The 20098-nt window shown below is 59.9% G+C and carries 22 protein-coding genes; 11 read left to right on the top strand and 11 right to left on the bottom strand.

Annotated features, from left to right (window positions below; all coding sequences use genetic code 11):
• Nucleotides 1-375: 375 nt before the first annotated feature.
• The gene (locus tag HY29_RS03105; protein ID WP_051601080.1) at nt 376-969 is read left to right on the top strand and encodes a GNAT family N-acetyltransferase; all 594 of its coding nucleotides are present in this window, start codon (nt 376-378) and stop codon (nt 967-969) included.
• On the opposite strand, the gene HY29_RS03110 is transcribed toward HY29_RS03105, so the two are convergent.
• The 5 genes from HY29_RS03110 to sdhC form a co-directional block, all read right to left on the bottom strand.
• On the bottom strand, nt 966-1595 hold the full coding sequence (locus HY29_RS03110) for an RDD family protein (RefSeq protein WP_034792021.1): 630 nt from the start codon (nt 1593-1595) through the stop codon (nt 966-968). The two genes, HY29_RS03105 and HY29_RS03110, sit on opposite strands and share 4 nt — an antisense overlap.
• A gap of 72 nt (nt 1596-1667) precedes the next feature.
• Entirely contained in the window at nt 1668-2450 is a 783-nt protein-coding gene (locus tag HY29_RS03115) for a succinate dehydrogenase iron-sulfur subunit (protein WP_034792024.1), read from the bottom strand.
• Nucleotides 2451-2470: 20 nt separating this feature from the next.
• The gene (gene sdhA / locus HY29_RS03120) at nt 2471-4258 is read right to left on the bottom strand and encodes a succinate dehydrogenase flavoprotein subunit (RefSeq protein ID WP_034792026.1); all 1788 of its coding nucleotides are present in this window, start codon (nt 4256-4258) and stop codon (nt 2471-2473) included.
• Between the two features lie 21 nt (nt 4259-4279).
• Nucleotides 4280-4675: a succinate dehydrogenase, hydrophobic membrane anchor protein gene (gene sdhD / locus HY29_RS03125; RefSeq protein WP_034792028.1), complete on the bottom strand. Its 396-nt coding sequence runs from the start codon at nt 4673-4675 to the stop codon at nt 4280-4282.
• Nucleotides 4676-4687: 12 nt separating this feature from the next.
• Nucleotides 4688-5086: a succinate dehydrogenase, cytochrome b556 subunit gene (gene sdhC, locus HY29_RS03130; protein ID WP_034792030.1), complete on the bottom strand. Its 399-nt coding sequence runs from the start codon at nt 5084-5086 to the stop codon at nt 4688-4690.
• A gap of 92 nt (nt 5087-5178) precedes the next feature.
• Here sdhC and HY29_RS03135 point away from each other — a divergent pair, with 92 nt between their 5' ends.
• Complete coding sequence (locus HY29_RS03135; RefSeq protein WP_051601100.1) at nt 5179-6930, top strand: DUF885 domain-containing protein; 1752 nt, start codon at nt 5179-5181, stop codon at nt 6928-6930.
• Here HY29_RS03135 and HY29_RS03140 read toward each other — a convergent pair whose 3' ends face one another.
• Nucleotides 6931-7785 carry an MBL fold metallo-hydrolase gene (locus HY29_RS03140; RefSeq protein WP_034792031.1) on the bottom strand — a complete coding sequence of 285 codons (855 nt, stop codon included), beginning with the start codon at nt 7783-7785 and terminating at the stop codon, nt 6931-6933.
• An 82-nt stretch (nt 7786-7867) separates the two neighbouring features.
• Here HY29_RS03140 and HY29_RS03145 point away from each other — a divergent pair, with 82 nt between their 5' ends.
• The 4 genes from HY29_RS03145 to HY29_RS03160 are packed head-to-tail and all read left to right on the top strand — an operon-like array spanning nt 7868 to nt 10155.
• Nucleotides 7868-8188: an ArsR/SmtB family transcription factor gene (locus HY29_RS03145; protein ID WP_051601082.1), complete on the top strand. Its 321-nt coding sequence runs from the start codon at nt 7868-7870 to the stop codon at nt 8186-8188.
• Nucleotides 8185-8598 carry a rhodanese-like domain-containing protein gene (locus HY29_RS03150; RefSeq protein WP_051601083.1) on the top strand — a complete coding sequence of 138 codons (414 nt, stop codon included), beginning with the start codon at nt 8185-8187 and terminating at the stop codon, nt 8596-8598. The genes HY29_RS03145 and HY29_RS03150 overlap by 4 nt, the downstream gene beginning before the upstream one ends.
• A 3-nt stretch (nt 8599-8601) precedes the next feature.
• Nucleotides 8602-9393 (top strand): sulfite exporter TauE/SafE family protein, encoded by a 792-nt coding sequence (locus HY29_RS03155; protein ID WP_162176667.1) that lies wholly within the window; start codon nt 8602-8604, stop codon nt 9391-9393.
• A gap of 45 nt (nt 9394-9438) precedes the next feature.
• Nucleotides 9439-10155: a glutamine amidotransferase-related protein gene (locus HY29_RS03160; RefSeq protein ID WP_034792032.1), complete on the top strand. Its 717-nt coding sequence runs from the start codon at nt 9439-9441 to the stop codon at nt 10153-10155.
• Here the strand turns inward: HY29_RS03160 and HY29_RS03165 are convergent.
• Nucleotides 10152-10925 carry an outer membrane beta-barrel protein gene (locus HY29_RS03165; protein ID WP_034792033.1) on the bottom strand — a complete coding sequence of 258 codons (774 nt, stop codon included), beginning with the start codon at nt 10923-10925 and terminating at the stop codon, nt 10152-10154. The two genes, HY29_RS03160 and HY29_RS03165, sit on opposite strands and share 4 nt — an antisense overlap.
• A 177-nt stretch (nt 10926-11102) precedes the next feature.
• On the opposite strand from HY29_RS03165, the gene HY29_RS03170 reads away from it, so the two are divergent.
• A complete protein-coding gene (locus tag HY29_RS03170; RefSeq protein WP_034792427.1) occupies nt 11103-12617 on the top strand; it encodes a phosphomannomutase/phosphoglucomutase in 1515 nt (504 codons plus the stop codon).
• A gap of 57 nt (nt 12618-12674) precedes the next feature.
• Here the strand turns inward: HY29_RS03170 and HY29_RS03175 are convergent, their stop codons facing one another.
• A complete protein-coding gene (locus HY29_RS03175; protein ID WP_034792035.1) occupies nt 12675-13292 on the bottom strand; it encodes a glutathione S-transferase family protein in 618 nt (205 codons plus the stop codon).
• 208 nt (nt 13293-13500) lie between these two features.
• Between HY29_RS03175 and HY29_RS03180 the strand changes: the two genes are divergently transcribed.
• From HY29_RS03180 to HY29_RS03195, 4 genes are all read left to right on the top strand, one after another.
• Nucleotides 13501-14811, top strand: coding sequence for a UDP-glucose dehydrogenase family protein (locus HY29_RS03180; RefSeq protein ID WP_034792037.1), 1311 nt, complete (start codon nt 13501-13503; stop codon nt 14809-14811).
• A gap of 26 nt (nt 14812-14837) precedes the next feature.
• Nucleotides 14838-15488 (top strand): fructose-6-phosphate aldolase, encoded by a 651-nt coding sequence (gene fsa / locus HY29_RS03185; protein ID WP_034792039.1) that lies wholly within the window; start codon nt 14838-14840, stop codon nt 15486-15488.
• A 4-nt stretch (nt 15489-15492) separates the two neighbouring features.
• Complete coding sequence (thiD, locus tag HY29_RS03190) at nt 15493-16308, top strand: bifunctional hydroxymethylpyrimidine kinase/phosphomethylpyrimidine kinase (RefSeq protein WP_034792041.1); 816 nt, start codon at nt 15493-15495, stop codon at nt 16306-16308.
• Nucleotides 16309-16393: 85 nt separating this feature from the next.
• Nucleotides 16394-17212, top strand: a complete 819-nt coding sequence (locus HY29_RS03195) for a PhzF family phenazine biosynthesis protein (protein WP_034792043.1) — start codon at nt 16394-16396, stop codon at nt 17210-17212.
• On the opposite strand, the gene HY29_RS03200 is transcribed toward HY29_RS03195, so the two are convergent.
• The 3 genes from HY29_RS03200 to purH all read right to left on the bottom strand — a co-directional run bounded on the left by HY29_RS03200 (nt 17202) and on the right by purH (nt 20056).
• Nucleotides 17202-17645 (bottom strand): hypothetical protein, encoded by a 444-nt coding sequence (locus HY29_RS03200; RefSeq protein ID WP_034792045.1) that lies wholly within the window; start codon nt 17643-17645, stop codon nt 17202-17204. The genes HY29_RS03195 and HY29_RS03200 overlap by 11 nt on opposite strands.
• Nucleotides 17646-17859: 214 nt before the next feature.
• Nucleotides 17860-18156 (bottom strand): hypothetical protein, encoded by a 297-nt coding sequence (locus HY29_RS03205; RefSeq protein WP_034792050.1) that lies wholly within the window; start codon nt 18154-18156, stop codon nt 17860-17862.
• A gap of 295 nt (nt 18157-18451) precedes the next feature.
• A complete protein-coding gene (gene purH / locus HY29_RS03210; RefSeq protein WP_034792057.1) occupies nt 18452-20056 on the bottom strand; it encodes a bifunctional phosphoribosylaminoimidazolecarboxamide formyltransferase/IMP cyclohydrolase in 1605 nt (534 codons plus the stop codon).
• Nucleotides 20057-20098: the final 42 nt, after the last annotated feature.

Consider the following 20098-nt stretch of genomic DNA (forward strand, 5'->3'; position numbering starts at 1 on the left):
GAGCGATACCCACCACCCGCATGCCCGGACTTGTTACACAGCACACGGAAAACTGGCCCCTCTATCCTCCCGGATAACCTCCCATGGCACTATTCCCGCCCTGACAGACCGCACCGATTTCCTCTCTCAGGCTTACGACACGATCGCCCGCGCCCGTGCTTCGAGCCCTGCGCTTGCGCTCCGGGCCTGCCTCGGGAAATCGCGGTGCGATTTCTGGTCCTCGGCAGCCCGCTGGCCCGGATTCGAATTGTCGCGTAGGTAGAATGGCCCAATCGAAATACAGTCTTGCTGTACCTCAAGGATTGCTGCGGTGCAGCATTTAGGTTTCTAAGAGGCTTAATTCGGTCGGAACAGGCAGGCAGGCGGAGCAACGCAATGCCCATCAAACCGGTAGACATCGTCCTCTCTAACGGGGTGGAACTCATTCTGCGCCCGGCTGACATCCACGATGAGGCGCGATTCGCGCATCTGGTTGGGAACATGTCGGACCAGTCTCGCTATCTGCGCTTCTTTTCAGGCGTGCGTCAGATACCGCAAACCATCATCCATATGCTGGCCGATGCGGACGGGCATCGTCACATTGCCTGGGGCGCGGCGGAAGCAGACGAGCCAGGACATCCCTTCATCGCTGCGGCGCACGTGTTCCGCGACAGGGAAGACCCCACAAAGGGGGAACTGGCGATGGGCGTGCTGGACGCGCACCATTCGCAGGGCCTGTCGCGCATGTTGATCGCTTGCCTGGCATTGTGTTGCCGGGATGAGGGGGTGATCGCGCTGGAGGCCGAAACCCTGTCCGAGAACCGCAAGGCGAACAATCTGTTCCGCGATATTGGAGGTCATGTCGTGCGGACAGGCCCTCCCACCATGCTATGGAAGTTTCATGTGGGCGAGGTGATCAGCCTTTTGCGCGCCATGGAAAGCCCCCGTGGCCTGCGCGAAGTATTCCGCGTGAACGGCGCGGAGCACTAGAGATAGGACAAGGCGGCATCGACGATGCGGAAAAAGGCATAGCCAAGAATGGCGATGGCCCAGCGCCAGGCGGCGACTGGCCCGGTCTGATATTGCAGCCCGTCATATTTGTCCCACAGCACAAAGCCATCCTCACTGAGCGCGCGAGCCTGCATGATATGAGTCAGTAAGCTGATCAGGGGCAGGCAAAGGCCCATGCCCGCCAGCATGGACATGCCGGTACGTTTCAGACTGGTCGAGAAGGGCAGACGCCCGCCAATCGCATTGCGCACCCTTATGCCCATCAGAGCCTTGCCTGGCGTATTCCGGAATTGAGAGATGCAAAACGCCTCCAGCAGCAGGAAGACTAACAGCTGAAGTACGAAATAGCCGATCACAAAGCCCCAGCCTTCGAAGTAGGCATCTTCATAGGGCCAGCCAAACAGACCGACACCGAAGCCGTAAAGCAGGCTGAGAATGTAGAAGACGGCAAAGGTGGGGATCTGGCATAGATAGAAATCCACCCATTTCCCGAGAAAGCGGGCCCAGATGCGCGGCTCTGAATCCGTATAATAGCCGGATGTTCTTGACTTCGCGCCAGGCTCTTCACCGAACACGTCAATGTCCGGCACATTTGTAGATGTCATTAAAAAAGCCCCCATCTGGCTCAACCCCAGATGGAGGCTAAATTTTTCTTCCCGCAAAGGGAAGCGAATATTTTAGGACACCCGCTCAACCATCATGTGCTTGATCTTGGCGATGGCTTTTGCCGGGTTCAGGCCTTTCGGGCAGACCTGTGCACAGTTCATGATCGTGTGGCAGCGATACAGTTTGAACGGATCTTCCAGATCGTCCAGACGCTCGCCCGTGGCTTCGTCGCGGCTGTCGATCAGCCAGCGATAGGCCTGAAGCAGCGCAGCGGGGCCGAGATACTTGTCGCCATTCCACCAATAGGATGGGCACGATGTCGTGCAGGAGGCGCAGAGGATACACTCGTAAAGGCCGTTAAGTTCTTCACGGTCTTCTTCCGATTGCTTCCATTCCTTTTCAGGCTCAGGTGTCACCGTTTTCAGGAAGGGCTGCACATAGGCGTGCTGCGCGTAGAAATTGGTGAGATCCGGGATCAGGTCTTTCACCACCGGTTGCGAGGGCAGGGGGGCGATGGTGATCACGCCGCCCGGCAGCTCGTCAAAGCCCTTGGTGCAGGCGATCGTGTTCTGGCCGTCAATGTTCATGGCGCAGGAGCCGCAAACACCTTCCCGGCAGGACCGGCGGAAGGCCAGTGTCGGGTCAACATTGTTCTTGATGTAGAGCAGGACGTCCAGGATCATCGTGCCGGCGCGGTCCATATCTACCCAATACGTATCCCAGCGGGGATTACCGCCTTCATCCGGGCTGTAGCGATAGATCTTGAACTGACGCAGATTGGTCGCGCCTTGCGGCTTCGGCCATGTCTTGCCTTTTTTCGGGGCGGACCCTTTGGGGAGAGTGAGCTGTACCATGTCGTGTTCGCCTTGATGTCCTAGTAAACCCGTGCCTTGGGCTCGATATAGCTGATCTCGTTGGACAGCGTGTAATCGTGCACAGGGCGGTAATCGAGGGAGACTTTGCCGCTGTTATCGCACCAGGCCAGCGTGTGTTTCATCCAGTTTGCGTCGTCGCGTTCGGAGAAGTCTTCCCGGGCGTGCGCGCCGCGGCTCTCTTCACGGTTGGCTGCGCCGTTCACGGTGACAGCCGCCTGCAGGATGAGGTTGTCGAATTCGAGGGCTTCGACGAGATCCGTATTCCAGACCATGCCGCGATCTTTCACATCGATGCCCGGCAGTTTCTTGAAGACTTCCTCAATGGCGTCGACGCCTTCCTTCAGAACGTCGCCGGTACGGAACACGGCGCAATTGCTCTGCATCGCCTTCTGCATTTCGAGGCGCAGCTTGGCGACCGGCTGGTCACCCGTGGCGTTGCGCATCTTGTCGAGGCGGGCGATGTGGCTGTCGGTTGCGCCTTTCGGCAGTTCCGGCTGCGTTGCACCAGCTTCGGTCGTGGCGCCGCAGCGCTGGCCGGCAGCGCGGCCGAACACGACAAGGTCGATCAGGGAGTTGGAGCCAAGGCGGTTGGCGCCGTGAACCGACACACAGGCCGCTTCGCCCACAGCCATCAGGCCGGGAACGATGGCGTCCGCATTGCCGTCTTTCTTCGTCAGCACTTCGCCGTGATAATTGGTCGGGATGCCGCCCATATTGTAGTGCACCGTCGGCAGAACCGGGATCGGCTCTTTCGTGACATCCACACCGGCGAAGATTTTCGCGGTTTCGGAAATACCCGGCAGGCGCTCGGCCAGCACTTCGGCGCCGAGGTGTTGGAGGTGCAGGTGAATGTGATCCTTTTCCGGGCCGACGCCTCGACCTTCGCGGATCTCCACCGTCATTGCGCGGGAAACCACATCGCGGGAGGCGAGGTCTTTCGCAGACGGCGCATAGCGCTCCATGAAGCGCTCGCCTTCGGAGTTGGTCAGGTATCCGCCTTCCCCGCGGGAGCCCTCGGTGATCAGGCAGCCTGAACCGTAAATGCCGGTCGGGTGGAACTGAACGAATTCCATGTCCTGCAGCGGCAGGCCGGCGCGCAGAACCATCGCGTTGCCGTCGCCTGTGCAGGTGTGGGCAGACGTACAGGAGAAGAAGGCGCGGCCATAGCCGCCGGTTGCCATAATGGTCTTCTGCGCGCGGAAGCGGTGCAGCGTGCCATCATCCAGTTTCCAGGCGGTCACACCGCGGCAGGCGCCGTCTTCATCCATGATCAGGTCAAGCGCCAGATATTCGATGAAGAATTCGGTCTCTTCCTTCACGCACTGGCCGTACAGCGTATGCAGCATGGCGTGGCCGGTCCGGTCCGCAGCGGCGCATGTGCGCTGTACAGGGCCCTCGCCGAAGTCACGCGTCATGCCGCCAAAGGCGCGCTGGTAGATCTTGCCTTCTTCCGTCCGGGAGAAGGGCATGCCCCAGTGCTCAAGCTCGTAAACAGCCTGCGGGGCTTCACGGCAGAGATATTCAATCGCATCCTGGTCGCCCAGCCAGTCAGACCCCTTTACGGTGTCGTACATGTGCCAGCGCCAGTTATCCTCGCCCATATTGCCGAGCGAGGCAGCGATGCCGCCCTGTGCAGCCACAGTGTGGGAGCGGGTCGGGAAGACCTTGGTGATACAAGCCGTTTTCAGGCCCGCCTGAGCGGCGCCAAGGGCTGCGCGGAGGCCGGAACCACCGGCGCCAACAACCACGACATCATAAGTATGGTCGGTCCAGGTATATGTGCTCATCTTGTCAAGTCTCCCGCAGGGCTAAGCGCCTGCGCCAATCCAGAGTTTCAGAACCGACAGCGCGACCGTGACGAACAGCGCGATGCACGCAAAGCTGTTCAGGATCAGCAGGGCCGAACGGGTTCCTGTCTTTTCGATATAGTCTTCAATGACGACCTGCATACCAAGGCGCATGTGAAAGATCGCCGCGCCGGCGGTCAGGATCAGCAGAATGGCATTGAGAGGCTGGCCAGCCCATGCTTGTGCGTCGTCCATGCCTGCACCCATCGCATTGATGATGGAGAACATGAACCATGGAACCAGAAAGATCAGGGCGATCGCGGACACGCGCTGGCGGATATAATGCTCGGTGCCGGATTTGGCAGAGCCGAGGCCGCGGGCATTCTTGGCTGGGGTGGTGAATTTGCCGGATGACATGTCAGCAGCCTCCTAAAGCCAGATCGTGGCAGCCATGATGGCCGCTGCGCCAACAAAGGCGAACACATAGTTGAAGAGGGACACCGCGCTGGCAGTCTTCGGCTCAAAGCCGATGTTCGGCCCATCCCACAGCAGGTGGCGAATGCCGTTCGCGAAGTGATAGAGCACAGCGACGGCCCAGAGATACATGATGATCTGGCCGTACCAGGCCGTCACCAGGCCTTCGATGGTGCTGTAGCACTCTGCGCCTGTGGCGAGGGCGACAATCCATGCCGTGATGAGAAATGTTCCGAAATAGAGCGCCACACCCGTAATACGGTGGGTGATGGACGCAGCCATGGTGAGGTGTGGACGCCAAATCTGAAGATGTGGCGACAGGGGGCGGGTATCGGCCCGTGGAGTGCCTGACATGAGGATTACCTTGCCTGCAATGAAACGCTTGGCTTTGGGTTCTAGGTTTCTCTATGGTCCTGTCAACGCTGCAACGGGTCGGGAGCGACAATATGAAACTTTTTCTCTGCGCTTTAAGTATGGCCATAATGGTGCCTATGGCCGTTGCTGACCCCCTGGATGAGCTGATTCCGGCCTATGAAGCGCATGTGAAATCCGCCAGCCCTGAAGCAGCTGCAGGGGATCTGGACCAAAGCCCGCATCAATGGAGCGATGTCAGCCCGGAGGCGATTGCCCGCCATGCCGATGAAGCCCGCGCCCTTTTGGAAAAAGTGCAAAATGCAGAGACGGATCGGGTGATTGATCAGGCGATCCTGGAAAGGCTGTTGCAGTCTGAACTGATGGACGCCGATTATGATACCGCGCGCATCCCCTTCACGGGGGATTGGGGCTTTCAGGCACAGCCGATCTTCGCCGCCATGCGTGAAACCGTCACCAATGAGCAGGAAGGCCAGGCCTGGATTGACCGGCTGAATGATACGGAACGCTATTTCGAGCAGAATATCGCCAATATGCAAAGAGGTATCCGGACGGGCTGGACCGCCAATGCGGACCCGCTGGGCACGGTAATAGAGCAGATTCGCGAGCAGATCGTGGACGATCCTGCCGAGAGCGGCCTTTATGCGCCCTTCCTGAACCTGCCGGAAGAGATGCCGGAGGCCGACAAAGCGCGCCTGCAGGCCGACGGGCTGGTCGCAGTTGCCAATGCCATCGATGCCTATCGCGGCACGCTGGATTACCTGGAAACGGAGTATGTGCCTGAAGCCCGTGAAGGCGCAGGCATTGCGGGCCTTCCGGGGGGCCGTGAGGCGTATGCCGCCGCGGTGGAGCATTATACAGCCGGGGCCGGCTATGACCCTGAAATGATCCACGCGCTGGGCCAGGCAGAGGTCAAACGCATCCGGGCGGAGATGGAAGAGATCATCGCGGAGATCGGCTATGAAGGCAGCTTTGATGAGTTCCTGACATATCTGCGCACGGACCCGCAATTCTATGCCGACACGCCGGAACAGCTGATGGCGGCGGCGGAAGACGTGTCCGCTCGCCTGCGCGCCATCCTGCCGGACTATTTCGGCCACCTGCCGGAGCTGGGGTTCAATGTGGAACCTGTGCCCGCCTCGATTGCGCCCGGCTATACGACGGGCCGTTATGTGTCCGGAGAACCTAAGGACGGCCGCAAGGGCACCTATCTGGTCAACACTTACGCGCTGGACCAGCGCCCGCTTTACGAGCTGCCCTCCCTGTCTGCGCATGAGGCCGTGCCCGGCCACCATTTGCAGATCACGCTGGCGCAGGAAATGACGGACCAGCCGGACTTCCGGAAGAATTATTATGCCACCGCCTTTGGCGAAGGCTGGGGCCTCTATTCGGAGCGGCTTGCCGGGGAGGCGGGTATCTATCGTACGCCCTATGAGCGCTTTGGGGCGCTGTCCTATGAGATGTGGCGCGCCTGTCGTCTGGTCGCCGATACAGGGCTGCACTGGTATGGCTGGAGCCGGGAAGAGGCCGAAGCCTGTTTCATCGAGAATTCTGCCCTGTCGCCGCTTAACATCAAGACCGAGGTCACGCGTTATATTGGCTGGCCGGGGCAGGCGGTTGCCTACAAGGTGGGCGAGCTGAAAATCCGTGAACTGCGCGCCTATGCCGAAGAAACGCTCGGGCCGAAATTCGACATCCGGGACTTCCACGATGTTGTGCTGGGCGAAGGGGCCGTTCCGCTGGATGTGCTGGACTGGCGCATAAAGACCTGGGTGGACAGCCAGATGGCCGCTGAAGAAACCGTTTCGGAGGCCCCGCAGGACTGATCAGCCCGCCGTCACCGGCAGCTTCAGATATATTCTGCCGTCATCCTCCTCCGGGGGCAGGGCCCCGGCGCGGATATTCACCTGAAGGGATGGCAGGATCAGGCGCGGAGCCGACAGCGTCTTGTCGCGCTTTGTCCGCATGGAGACGAAATCTTCTTCGGCCACGCCGTCATGTGCATGAATATTGCGGGCGCGCTCGTCCGCGACGCTGGTTTCCCATTCATAAGTGTCCCGGCCGTCAGGCAGATAGTCGTGGCCCACAAAGATGCGGGTCTCCGGCGGAAGGGACAGGATCTTGCGAATGGACCGGTAAAGCGTCGCTGCGTCGCCGCCCGGAAAGTCTGCGCGGGCGGTGCCATAGTCTGGCATGAACAGCGTGTCACCGACAAAGGCCGCGTCACCGATCAGATAGGTGAGGCAGGCTGGCGTATGGCCAGGCGTATGGATGACGCGCGCCTCAAGATTGCCGATCCGGAATGTATCACCGTCCTGGAACAAATGGTCGAAGACATGACCATCCGGGATCAGATCATCGGCGTTGAACATGGGTTTGAACTGGCGTTGAACATCCACTATATGCGCGCCGATGCCATACACCGCGCCGGTCTGTTTGCGGATATAGTCAGCGGCAGACAAATGGTCTGCATGGGCATGCGTGTCCAGCACCCATTGAATGGCAAGACCGGCCGCAGCCGCATCCTCCAGAACCTTGTCAGCCGAAACGCTGCAAAGCTTGCCGCTGTTCGGTTCGAAATCCAGAACAGGATCAATGATCGCAGCCTGCTTCGTCTCCGGATCAGAGACCAGATAGGTCACTGTCGAGGTGGCGGGGTCAAAATAGGCCTGGATGTCCATGTCGGGCTCCTTGTCTGTGTCTCGTTTCACATTCAAATATATTAGCACTTGCTAAATAAGCAACACCTAATATATTTAAGGCATGGAAAAGACACAGATCAGTCCGGATATCATGGCGCGGAATGCGGGCGCCGCTGCAGACATGTTGCGTGCTTTGGCGAATGAGCACCGCCTGATGGTTCTTTGCCAGCTTGCGGCGGGCGAGCGGAATGTCACGCAGCTGTGCGAGGTGTGTCCGGTTTCCCAATCGGCCTTGTCACAGCATCTGGCAAAATTGCGGGCGCAAGGCCTCGTCAAGACGCGACGGGAAGGGCAGACGATCTGGTATGCGATTGCCGATCCTGCCGCGGCCAAAATCATCCACACCCTGGCTGAAATCTTCTGTCCGGAGGCTCTGATATGAACATTCTGAAACCCCTGACCCCCAGCGATGTTTCGCGCCGTTTGGCCAAGGGAAAAATCACCTTGGTTGATGTCCGTGAGAGCAGGGAATATGCGAGCGAGCACATTGCCGGGGCCCTCTCCGTGCCGCTTTCGGATTTGCGGTCTGGGCGCAAGCAAATTCCGGATCAGCAGCCCGTCGTCTTTCACTGCAGGTCCGGCATTAGGACACAGATGCACTGCGATGATCTGGCCAAGAAGGTGACCGGCCCGGCTTATGTTCTGGAAGGTGGCCTGGTGGGCTGGAAGCAGGCAGGTCTGGCGGTGGAATATGGTCATGTGGCGGGCCTCGGGCTGCGACCTCTCATGTTCGTGGGCGGCGCAGCTATAGCGGCTTTGGGGCTGATTACCCTGGTGATGCAGGGGGGGTGAGCCATGTTCGGGCTGGATCCGGCAACGCTCGCGCTGGCGCTGGCCAGTGGCGCTTTGGTGGGATTGTTCCTGTCAGCCTTTGGTGGCGGGGGCTCAGTCCTCGCGGCGCCTTTGCTGGTCTATGTCGTCGGCGTTCAGGATCCGCATGTGGCGATTGGGACATCGGCCGCCTCTGTCGCGGCGACGGCGTTGATCAGCCTGATCGGCCATGCCCGCGCGCATAATGTGAAATGGCCATGTGCGTCTGTTTTCGCGCTGTCAGGCCTTGCCGGCTCGCTGGCCGGGTCATCGGTCGCAAAGCTGGTCAACGGGCAGGCCCTGCTGCTGGCCTTTGCCTTTGCGATGGCGGCGATTGCGCTCTCCATGTTCCGCCAGAGGGAGTTTGCGGGCAACCCGGATGTGCACCTGACGCGGGCCTTCATGATCCGTCTTGTCCCACTCGGCCTTTTGGTCGGGTTTGCGGCAGGCTTTTTCGGAATTGGCGGCGGCTTCCTGATCGTGCCGGGTCTGCTCTATGCGACCGGCATGACAATCGGTGCGGCGATGGCATCGTCGCTTGTCTCTGTGACAATCTTTGGCGCGGCGACGTCGGCCAATTATGCCCTTAGCGGCTATGTCGATCTGCGGTTGGCAGCCATTCTTGTGGCGGGCGGCTTCCTTGGCGGACTGATCGGGCATCAGCTTGCGAAATACCTTGCCAGCCGCGCTTTGCTCGCGCGGCGTGTATTTGCGGCTTTCATTCTGGTCGTGGCGGCCTATGTGGCGATACAGGCCGGGTTGGCGCTTGCCGCCTGACCTGACAGCGGCCTGGATGAGGCCGGTACGGCACTGAGAGGCGGCATGAAACTCACCATTATCGAAACGGGCCTCGTGCCTGAAGCTATCCGGCAAGACTTTGAAGACTATCCGGCCATGTTCCGCCAGCTCATCAGCGCGGCAGACCCGGACCTGCAATATGAGACTGTCTCCGTCATCAAGGGGCAGGCGTTGCCGGACGCGGCCACGCTGGACGCCGTTTTGATCACGGGCTCTCCGGCAGGCGTCTATGACAGCGATCCATGGATTGCGCCTCTGATGCAGTTCATCCGCGACGCTGCCGAGGCGGGCGTGCCGCAGGTCGGCATCTGTTTCGGGCATCAGGTGATGGCCGAGGCGCTCGGCGGCAAAGTGATCAAATCTCCGAAAGGGTGGGGCATTGGCCGCCACACCTATGAGATGAAGGCCTGTCCGGACTGGATCGGAGAGGCCTGTCCCAAAAGCATTTCCGTGCCGGTCAGCCACCAGGACCAGGTTGTGGCGTTGCCGCCCGGCGCCAGCGTGCTGGCCGCGTCAGAGTTCACGCCCTATGCGGCGATTGATTATGGCGCCGTGCCGGCGATGTCCTTCCAGTGCCATCCGGAATTCAATGCAGACTATTCTGCCGCGCTCTACACGGCACGGAAGGGGAGGCCCCTTACGGAAGATGCGGTGAAAACGGCGATCGACAGTCTTGAAGAGCCCCTGGACAATCAGCGTCTGGGTAACTGGATCGCCGCTTTCGTCAGAAATCAGACTTAGCCGAAGCGATAGCGCGCGCCGAGCGAGAAGATGTTCTGCTTGTTCTCGATCTCGAGCGTGCCGGGGAAGAGGTCATTGTCGACTTCAATGTCTTCGGTGGCCCGATAGGCATATTCGCCGAACACGTCCCAATTCGGGTTAAGGGCCCAGGTCACGCCTGCTTTGAGCTGATAGGCGAATTTGGTTTCGCCATCATCCACCACGCCGATTCCGGACGGGCTGTACTTCACCTCTACATCCGACACGCCAAGACCCGCACCGATATAGGGCTGGATCATGCCTGCCGTGTTGAAGTCGTAATAGACATTGCCGAACAGGGACGTGCTGGAAATGTCGCCGCGGCCGTCTGCCACCACGTCTGCAACCGTCACGCCCAGCGGCGTCGGGCTGCCTGCAATCGCTGCGGCGTCTACAGCATCAATGCTGCCACCGCCCAGAGAGACGCCCGTGTGGGTATCAACGTCTGCCTTTGAATAGGCGATCTCAACACCGCCTCTCAAGCCGCCCGAATAGCGCTTGCCAAGCTCAACGGCAAAGCCGGAGCCGCTATCAAATTCCGTGTTCCACCCATATGGCGTGCCGGCAGCGACATCCAGCGTGCTGCCATCCCCTAAATTGCCGGTTGTGAAGGCACCGGTGGATCCTGAATTGTCACTGTCGGCTTGATCAATGTAGTTGTACGAACCGCTTACATACCATTCCTGGGCAAGTCCTGGGAGCGCCAGACAGCTTGCTGCGCACAGAACAGCGCTAATTTTTATTATATTCATTATAAGTGTCCTTCTGTGTGAGGTGAGTATTAACCATCTGTACGAAGCTGATTTACCCTTGGATCATTAACTCTGATCCATCTTCACGGTAGGATTGGATTTAAATTGATAGCTTATCGCTATATTGACACATCCGTGCTGTAGGGACGCACATAGCTTGGAGACGCACGACTCATGATGCCTAAACCGCTCGCAAATATTGCCCCGAACACATTGGAGTTCGAGATCCTTCCATTGGTGAAGCCGACCGGCTTCCGCGAATATGATGCCCGTTGGTGGTTCAACGGAATCGGCAAGGAAAAAGCCCCCGAACTCAACCTGACCGGCGTGCAGGCGCTGGGCCTGGGCATGGCGACCCTGTTCCACGAGCTGGGTGTGGAGCCGAAAGTCGTGACCGGTCATGACTATCGCTCGATCAGTCAGCCGATCAAGAACGCGCTGATCCTGGGCCTGACGCAAGGCGGCTGCGAAGTGCTGGATGTTGGCCTCGCTTTGTCGCCCATGGTCTATTGGAGCCAGTTCGAGCTGGACGTGCCATGCTGCGCCATGGTGACGGCGAGCCATAACGAGAATGGCTGGACCGGTGTGAAGATGGGCGCGAACCGTCCGCTGACTTTCGGGCCTGACGAAATGGGCCGTCTGAAAGAGATTGTCATGGGCGGCGATTTCCAGCCCCGCGCAGGTGGCGCGCATCATCGCGTGGATGGCCTGCGTGAGAAATATATCGCGGCCGTTGTGGGCGATACAAAACTCAGCCGTCCACTGAAAGTCGTTGCCGCTTGTGGCAATGGTACGGCAGGGGCCTTCGCCCCGGACGCTCTGCGCGCGATGGGCGCGGACGTGATCGAGATGGATTGCAATCTCGACATGACCTTCCCGAAATACAATCCGAACCCGGAAGACTCTGAAATGCTTCACGCCATGGCGGCCATGGTGAAGGAGACCGGCGCTGACGTGGCTCTTGGCTTTGATGGCGATGGCGACCGTTGCGGCGTTGTGGACAATACAGGCGAGGAGATCTTTGCAGACAAGATCGGCCTGATGCTGGCGCGCGATCTGTCAAAGCTGCATCCGAACGCGACTTTCGTGGTCGATGTGAAATCCACCGGCCTCTACAAGACCGACCCTGTGCTGAAGGAAAATGGCGCGACGGTTGATTACTACAAGACGGGTCACTCCTACATCAAGCGCCGCACGACGGAGCTTGGCGCTCTGGCGGGCTTTGAAAAGTCCGGCCACTTCTTCTTCCGTGAGCCGATTGGGCTTGGCTATGATGATGGCCTGGTCGCGGCAAAGGCCGTGCTGGAAATGCTCGACCGCAATCCGGACAAGACCATGGCCGATATCAAGTCTGAACTCGGCGTGGCCTACACCTCTCTCACCATGTCTCCGCATTGTGATGACGAGACGAAATACGGTATTGTTGACAAGATGGTCGCGGAATATGAGGGCCTGAACGGCACGGAAATCCTGGGCCGGAAAGTTGTGGATGTGAACACGGTCAATGGTGCCCGCGTGACATTGGAAGATGGCAGCTGGGTTCTGATCCGCGCATCTTCTAACAAGCCGGAACTCGTCGTCGTGGTCGAATCCATGTCCAGCGAAGACGATATGCGCGACCTCTTCCACAAGGAAATCAAGCCGCGCCTCGGCAAGCACCCTGAAGTCGGCGCCTACAATCAGGAAATCTGATTACGGCCTGACGGGCTTTTGACCTGTCCCGCTGCCTGAGGGCAGTGGGTCGGGTCTTCAGGCCATATCAGCGGCGGCCGCGTCATCTATCTCTGTGGCGCGGACCCAGGCCTCACGAGGGGCCAGCCGCTCCCAATAGGCCTTCAGCACATCATGTTCGGGCAGGGTGCCGAATTGCAGACCCCAGCCGACCTGTGCGCCGACATAGACATCGGCTGCCGTAAACTTGTCGCCGCAGACATAGTCGGTAGCAGACAGCGCGCGGATCAGGGTGTGATACGCGTCGTCAAAGTCGCCATATCCGGCCATGCGCTTTTGCTCGGGCGTGACCTGAAAGCCGAGCGAACGGTTGATGATCGCACTCTCCAGCGGGCCAGCCGCAAAGAACATCCAGCGATAATAATCCGCGCGTTGATCCAGAGGCGGCGCAAGGCCAGCCTCCGGAAAGGCATCGGCCATATAGGCGCAGATGGCGGCGCATTCGGTGACCGTTTTGCCCTTGTGCACAATGGCCGGGACCTTGCCCATCGGGTTGATGGCCAGGTAGTCTGCATCTTTCATTGTGCCATCATAGGTCAAAAGCACCGTATCATATTCGGTACCCACCTCTTCCAGCATCCAGCGGATGATGCGTCCGCGCGATTGCGGGTTGGTGTAAAATGTAAGATCTGCCATGCGTCCCTCCCTTGTTCACGTTTTGATCTAGTCGCGACAAGGTCGTGCGTCAAGCCTGGATCCGCCAATCTATAAGGGGTTTTCAGGGCATTGCAGGAAGGTAATGTGTTTCTCATTCTGCCAGCACATCCTGCCTCTTGACCTGTTGGCACAAAAATCGCACCCCTCGCCGCAACCCCTGTTTTTTTGTTTGTGGTGAGGGATTTCCATGCGCGTCGCAATGATTGGTACCGGCTATGTTGGCCTGGTGAGCGGAGCCTGTTTTGCTGATTTCGGACACGTTGTGACGTGTGTCGATAAGGATGCAACAAAGATCGAGAAGCTGAAGGCTGGCATCATGCCGATCTACGAGCCCGGGCTGGACAGTCTGGTCGCGAAGAATGTCGAGGAAGAGCGCCTGTTCTTCACGACCGACGCGAAAGACGCGATCAAGGATGCCGATGCGGTGTTCATCGCCGTCGGCACGCCGTCCCGCCGCGGTGACGGGCATGCTGACCTCTCTTATGTCTATGCCGCTGCAGAAGAAATTGCCCAGCTGATGGACGGCTTTACCGTCGTCGTCACCAAGTCCACCGTACCGGTCGGGACGGGGGATGAAGTGGAAGAGATCATCCGCAAGGCCCGCCCGGATGGTGACTTTGCCGTTGTCTCAAACCCGGAATTCCTCCGCGAAGGCGCGGCGATCAAGGACTTCAAGATCCCGGACCGCGTTGTCGTCGGCACAGAAGACGAGCGCGCCCGCAATGTGATGAAGGAACTCTACCGTCCGCTGTTCCTGAATGAGACACCCATCCTGTTCACGGCGCGGCGGACTTCGGAACTGATCAAATATGCCGCCAACGCATTCCTTGCTGTGAAGATCACCTTCATCAACGAGATGGCGGATCTGTGCGAGAAGGTCGGCGCGAACGTGCAGGAAGTTTCCCGTGGCATCGGGCTGGACGGCCGGATCGGCAAGAAATTCCTGAATGCTGGCCCGGGCTATGGCGGTTCCTGCTTCCCGAAAGACACGCTCGCCCTGACCAAGACGGCAAATGACTACAATTCGCCCGTCCGCATCGTCGACACGGTGGTGGAGGTGAATGCAGCCCGCAAGAAGGCGATGGCTGGCAAGATCATCGATGCCATGGGCGGCGATGTCGCCGGCAAGAAAATCGGCGTGCTGGGCCTCGCGTTCAAGCAGAACACCGATGACATGCGTGATGCGCCGAGCCTGGACATCATCCCCGCGCTGCAGGCCGCGGGTGCCACGGTGCAGGCCTATGATCCGGAAGCCATGGACGAAGCCTCTCACCTGCTCAGCGATGTGACCTTCACAAAGAGCGCCTATGAAGCCGTTCAGGACGCAGACGCCATGGTCATCATTACCGAGTGGGACCAGTTCCGCGCGCTGGATCTGGACCGGATCAAGGGCGCCCTCAACTCTAATATTGTGGTAGACCTCCGGAACATCTATGCAGCAGACGACATGGCGGCTCGTGGGTTCCACTATTTCTCCATCGGCCGTCCCAGCGTCTGACACTAAAAGAGAACAGGACAGGACAGATGAAATTTTTCGTAGATACCGCCGACACCAAGGATATCGCTGATCTGGCTGAAAGCGGCATGATCGACGGTGTGACCACGAACCCGTCCCTCATCGCGAAAGCCGGACGCCCGTTTGCTGACGTCATTCAGGAAATCTGCGAGATCGTGCCGGGCCCGGTCAGCGCCGAAGTTGTCGCGACTGACTATGAGGGCATGATCACCGAAGGCCGTAAATTGGCGAAGATCGCTGACAACGTTGCCGTCAAGCTGCCGCTGACCTGGGACGGGCTGAAAGCCTGCCGCACGCTGTCGGGTGACGGAACGCAGGTGAATGTGACGCTTTGCTTCTCTGCAAATCAGGCGCTTCTGGCTGCCAAGGCCGGCGCGACCTTCATTTCCCCCTTCATCGGCCGTCTCGACGACATCAATATTGATGGCATGGAGCTGATCGCGGACATTCGCCAGATCTATGACAACTACCTGTTCGACACGGAAATCCTGGCCGCGTCCATCCGCTCTGCGAACCATGTGAAGCTGTCTGCTCTGGCGGGCGCAGATGTGGCGACGATGCCTCCGGGCGTGATCAAATCCCTGGCCAACCACCCGCTGACCGACAAGGGCCTGGAAACCTTCCTGGCCGACGCACAGAAGGCCGGTATCAAGGTCTGATCCCATGGCACAGCCAGAGGGTCCGCAGGGCCGCGTCCTGATTATTGCCGGGTCTGATTCCGGCGGCGGCGCAGGCATCCAGGCGGATATCAAGGCCATCACGATGCTGGGCGGTTATGCGATGACCGCCATCACAGCCATCACGGCGCAGGACACACACGGCGTTCAGGGTGTGTGGCCTGTGCCGCTGGATGGCGTGGTCAAGCAGATTGACATGACACTGAAGGATATTGGCGCAGACGCGATCAAGACCGGCATGTTGGGCAGTGCCCAGCTGGTCGAGGCGATTGCCGAGCGCCTGTCCGATCTGGCGATCCTGGTGCCGCGCGTGATTGACCCTGTCATGATCTCAACCTCGGGCCACCGCCTGGTGGACGAGAAGGCCGTCGGCGCCATCCGGGCCGAACTTGTGCCCGGCGCGCGTCTGGTAACGCCGAATGCACCAGAGGCCGAAGTGCTGACCGGCAAGGCCGTTGAGACCGTGGACGGACAACGCCGCGCCGCTGAAGCGCTGCTGGAGCTTGGCGCGAATGGCGTGCTGGTCAAGGGCGGCCATATTGGCGGCAGCATCATCCATGATGTGTTGCAGACGACGACCGGAGAATGGATCTTCGAAAGCCCGCGCATCGAGACGACATCGACCCATGGCACAGGCTGTACTTTGGCCTCGGCCATTGCCGCCTTGCTGGGGCAGGGGGCGAGCGTGCCGGAATCGGTTGAGCGCGCGCGCGAGTATCTGCTGGAGGCCATCCGTACCGCGAAGGGTTTCGGCCATGGCCACGGTCCGGTCAATCATGGCTGGATGCTGGACGAGGAATAGAGCGTCTCAACGGATATTGAGAAAACATCGTTTCTCCGGTGTCAGGTCGTGTGGCATGAAGCCAGACCGATTGGAGATTTGAGCGATGACGAAAATTCCCTTCTACCAGGTCGATGCCTTTGCCTCGAAGCCGTTCGAGGGGAACCAAGCCTGCATCATGCCGCTGGAGGAGTTTCTTCCAGACGAGACATTACAGGCGATTGCCGCAGAGAACAATGTGGCCGAGACGGCCTATATTGTGCCGACCGGTGAGGGCGTCTGGAATCTGCGCTGGTTCACGCCGGCCGTGGAAGTGCCGCTCTGCGGTCATGCGACGCTCGCCAGCGCGCACGTTCTGTTCAATGAGCTGGGCTTTGAGGGTGAGGCGATCCACTTCGATACGGTCAAGTCCGGCAGGCTGGTCGTGCGCAAGCTGAGCAGTGGCGCGCTGGAGATGGATTTCCCGTCCGCCCCGATCAAGGAAATTCCGGTAACGGATGAGGTGGCCAGAGCATTGGGCGCGCGGCCGGTTCAGGCCTGGGGCGGGATGTTCTATGCGGCCCGGTTCGAAACACCGGAAGAGGTGAAGGCGCTGACGCCAGACCTGAAGGCCCTGAAAGATCTGGGTGCGCCAGGCGAAGGCTGGGACCGCGGAAACTTCGGCTGCTTCGCGGCGGGCGGGGCAGAGGTGGATGTCACCAGCCGGTTCTTTGCGCCGGGCAGCGGAATTGATGAAGACCCGGCCACGGGCAGCTGGCACACCATGCTGGCCCGTGTGATGAGCGAGCGCTTCGAACAGAATGATCTGAAATGTTTTCAGGCCTATCCGGGGCGCGGCGCGTTCATCGATACGCGGCTGGAAGGCGACCGGGTCAAGCTGATCGGCACGTCGGTAACGGTGATCGAAGGTCAGTTCACGCTGTAACCAGCACGTGCGGCCGGCGCGGCGGTGGCCGTCCGGTGATCGGGATGCTTTTCATGCTAACCCCGTTTGCGGGGGATAGCCGCGCTGGCGGGGCTCGCGTGCGGATGCTGTATGTTCCGGAATAGATAATCCGCTCCCGGCAAGGATTGCCTGCGGATAGGGGCATGCAAAATGGCTCAGCCTCCGGCAGGGGATTGCCGGGCGCGAGGCGTTCCCATGCGCGCACTTTCGGGGGCTGATATGTGTAGGGCCTGTCGGCACCTGCGATATCACCCACATACTGAATGTAGACATTGCCGAGCTTGTCGACGACGACAAACACATTCCGCCCCGTCCGGCGGCGCCATTCGGTCAACCGCACCAGATTCCACCACAGCCACGGCCAGCAGAATGGCCAGACATGTTTGAAGAAGAGGCGGTAGTGCGGATCCATGCGCGCAAGTCTGGCGCGGGATGGATACCGGTTGGATTGGGATATGCCTTTCGTGAGATCCGGTCCAGGCCTTTTGGCCTGCTTCTGCTGATCTAATTGGCGATCAGCAGAAGCAGGTTGTCTCAGGGCAGGCATCTTACAGGGGGTATACCCACAAGTTACTCCCCCATGAGGCTTTGACTCTCAGGCCTGTTTTCACGTGGCCCGAAGGAGGTCAGCCTTCCAGTCCGCATTCTTTCTCTTCGGCCGCCTCGCGGGCGCCTTTGATGTAGGAGCGCGCATAGGGAATGTTCGCCGGGTTCATCATAGAGCGCTTGGCGCCGGCGATTTCCTGTTCCAGCTCTTCACAGCTCTGGCGCGAAAACCGTGCCTTGTTCCCGCCGCTTGCCAGAGCGCCACTTGCGGCGGAGCCGGCAATCGCTGATCCAGCGGCTCCGGCGACCGTTCCGCATGCGGAAAGGGAGGTAAACAGGCCGAGCATGGCCGTTGCGACAATCAGGTTCTTTTTCATCTTGGGCCGTCCTTTGACGATGGATGTGTCTGACCCTTATCTGCGCTCGCAATTCTTCTTTCGTGCCCCCCAGGAGGGGTGCGAAGCATTTTTCTTTCAATTTGAGCAAGATATTTGAGGTGGTAGGCGCCGCTGCGGACCGGGAGCGTGGCTTTTTCCGCTCTCCGCGTCATGATCTGCCATGGCGAAAATCGTTTTCGTTGCCGCCGCCTTCCGTATGCGCCGGACTTTGCGTGATGCCTCACCCCGAACCCCTCTCCCAAGGGGAGAGGGGGATTGGGCCGGTGTTTTTCGCTTAGTGGCGGAAGTGGCGCATGCCGGTGAAGACCATGGCGAGGCCGGCTTCGTCGGCGGCGGCGATGACTTCATCATCGCGGATCGAGCCGCCCGGCTGGATCACGGCGCTGGCGCCGGCAGATGCGGCTTGCAGCAGGCCGTCCGGGAAAGGGAAGAAGGCGTCGGACGCAGCAACGCAGCCCTTGGTCTTCGGCTCTGCCCAGCCGGCCACTTCTGCGGCGTCTTCGGCCTTGCGCGCGGCGATGCGAGCGCTATCGATGCGGCTCATCTGACCTGCACCGATGCCGACCGTTGCGCCGTCTTTCGCATAGATGATCGTGTTGGATTTGACGTGCTTGGCGACGCGCCAGGCGAACAGCATGTCTTCCAGCTCCTGCTCAGTCGGCGCTTTCTTGGTGACGACTTTCAGGTCTGCCTTCGTGATTCGACCAAAGTCCCGGTCCTGCATCAGGAAGCCGCCTGCGACGGTTTTCACGAACCGTCCGGCAGAGGCCGGATCGGGAAGGCCTTCGGTGATCAGGAGGCGGAGGTTCTTTTTCTTGGCGAAGATCGCTTCGGCCGCGGCGTCGGCGCCCGGCGCGATGACGACTTCGGTGAAGATCTGGGAGATCTCTTTTGCGGTCTCTTCGTCGAGGGCACGGTTCAGGGCAACGATGCCGCCGAAGGCAGAGGTCGAGTCGCAGGAGAGCGCCGCGCGGTAGGCTTCGATGATGCTGGCGCCTTGCGCGACACCGCAGGGATTGGCGTGCTTGATGATGGCGACGGCAGGCGTCTCTGCGCCAAGCTCACCGATCAGTTCATAGGCCGCGTCAGTATCGTTGATATTGTTGTAGGAGAGTTCCTTGCCCTGCAGCTGTTTCGCCGTGGCGACGCCGGGGCGCTGCTCCCCGGTGACATAGAAGGCAGCTTTCTGGTGCGGGTTTTCGCCATAGCGCAGGCTCTGCTGCAGCTTGCCGCCGAGGGCCGCCCAGTCCGGCGCCGTCTCGTCCAGCTGAGCAGCATACCAGCTGGAGATGGCAGCGTCGTAGGCGGCGGTGCGGGCATAGGTTTTCGCGGCCAGCTTGCGGCAGAGGGCAACCGAGACGTCGCCGTCATTCGCGTCCATCTCTTCCAGCACCTTGTCGACATCGCCGCCATCGGTACAGACGGCCACGAAGGCGCCGTTCTTGGCCGCCGCGCGCAGCATGGCCGGGCCGCCAATGTCGATATTCTCGATGCAGGTTTCGAAGTCCGCGCCGGAGGCAACGGTCGCTTCGAACGGGTAGAGATTGACGTAGATCAGATCGATCGCGCCGATGCCGTGGGTCTCGGCGTCTTTCACGTGGGAGGGATTGTCGCGCAGATAGAGCAGGCCGCCATGTACGGCCGGGTGCAGCGTCTTCACGCGGCCATCCATCATTTCCGGGAAGCCGGTGAGGTCTGCGACGTCTTTCACCTCAAGGCCGGCTTCCTTGAGGAGTTTCGATGTGCCGCCGGTGGAGACGAGCTCGACACCCTTTTCGGCCAGCTTTCGGGCCTGGTCTACAAGGCCGGTCTTGTCGGAAACGGACAGGAGGGCGCGGCGAATGCGAACGGGGGCTCCGCTCGTGGCGGCATCAGTCATGGGAAAGTCCTCTGGCGCAGGCTGGATAGCAATGCGCGGGGC

This window comes from Hyphomonas beringensis, assembly GCF_000682755.1.
Classification (GTDB): domain Bacteria; phylum Pseudomonadota; class Alphaproteobacteria; order Caulobacterales; family Hyphomonadaceae; genus Hyphomonas; species Hyphomonas beringensis.

Coding starts and splice junctions, on each gene's coding strand:
- HY29_RS03155 (WP_162176667.1), top strand. CDS start 8,602: ATGTTCGGGCTGGATCCGGCAACGCTCGCGCTGGCGCTGGCCAGTGGC.
- HY29_RS03200 (WP_034792045.1), bottom strand. CDS start 17,645: ATGGATCCGCACTACCGCCTCTTCTTCAAACATGTCTGGCCATTCTGC.
- HY29_RS03135 (WP_051601100.1), top strand. CDS start 5,179: ATGAAACTTTTTCTCTGCGCTTTAAGTATGGCCATAATGGTGCCTATG.
- HY29_RS03115 (WP_034792024.1), bottom strand. CDS start 2,450: ATGGTACAGCTCACTCTCCCCAAAGGGTCCGCCCCGAAAAAAGGCAAG.
- thiD (WP_034792041.1), top strand. CDS start 15,493: ATGGCACAGCCAGAGGGTCCGCAGGGCCGCGTCCTGATTATTGCCGGG.
- HY29_RS03180 (WP_034792037.1), top strand. CDS start 13,501: ATGCGCGTCGCAATGATTGGTACCGGCTATGTTGGCCTGGTGAGCGGA.
- HY29_RS03140 (WP_034792031.1), bottom strand. CDS start 7,785: ATGGACATCCAGGCCTATTTTGACCCCGCCACCTCGACAGTGACCTAT.
- HY29_RS03110 (WP_034792021.1), bottom strand. CDS start 1,595: ATGACATCTACAAATGTGCCGGACATTGACGTGTTCGGTGAAGAGCCT.
- HY29_RS03170 (WP_034792427.1), top strand. CDS start 11,103: ATGCCTAAACCGCTCGCAAATATTGCCCCGAACACATTGGAGTTCGAG.
- sdhD (WP_034792028.1), bottom strand. CDS start 4,675: ATGTCATCCGGCAAATTCACCACCCCAGCCAAGAATGCCCGCGGCCTC.
- HY29_RS03175 (WP_034792035.1), bottom strand. CDS start 13,292: ATGGCAGATCTTACATTTTACACCAACCCGCAATCGCGCGGACGCATC.
- HY29_RS03205 (WP_034792050.1), bottom strand. CDS start 18,156: ATGAAAAAGAACCTGATTGTCGCAACGGCCATGCTCGGCCTGTTTACC.
- fsa (WP_034792039.1), top strand. CDS start 14,838: ATGAAATTTTTCGTAGATACCGCCGACACCAAGGATATCGCTGATCTG.
- HY29_RS03195 (WP_034792043.1), top strand. CDS start 16,394: ATGACGAAAATTCCCTTCTACCAGGTCGATGCCTTTGCCTCGAAGCCG.
- sdhA (WP_034792026.1), bottom strand. CDS start 4,258: ATGAGCACATATACCTGGACCGACCATACTTATGATGTCGTGGTTGTT.
- purH (WP_034792057.1), bottom strand. CDS start 20,056: ATGACTGATGCCGCCACGAGCGGAGCCCCCGTTCGCATTCGCCGCGCC.
- sdhC (WP_034792030.1), bottom strand. CDS start 5,086: ATGTCAGGCACTCCACGGGCCGATACCCGCCCCCTGTCGCCACATCTT.
- HY29_RS03145 (WP_051601082.1), top strand. CDS start 7,868: ATGGAAAAGACACAGATCAGTCCGGATATCATGGCGCGGAATGCGGGC.
- HY29_RS03160 (WP_034792032.1), top strand. CDS start 9,439: ATGAAACTCACCATTATCGAAACGGGCCTCGTGCCTGAAGCTATCCGG.
- HY29_RS03150 (WP_051601083.1), top strand. CDS start 8,185: ATGAACATTCTGAAACCCCTGACCCCCAGCGATGTTTCGCGCCGTTTG.
- HY29_RS03105 (WP_051601080.1), top strand. CDS start 376: ATGCCCATCAAACCGGTAGACATCGTCCTCTCTAACGGGGTGGAACTC.
- HY29_RS03165 (WP_034792033.1), bottom strand. CDS start 10,925: ATGAATATAATAAAAATTAGCGCTGTTCTGTGCGCAGCAAGCTGTCTG.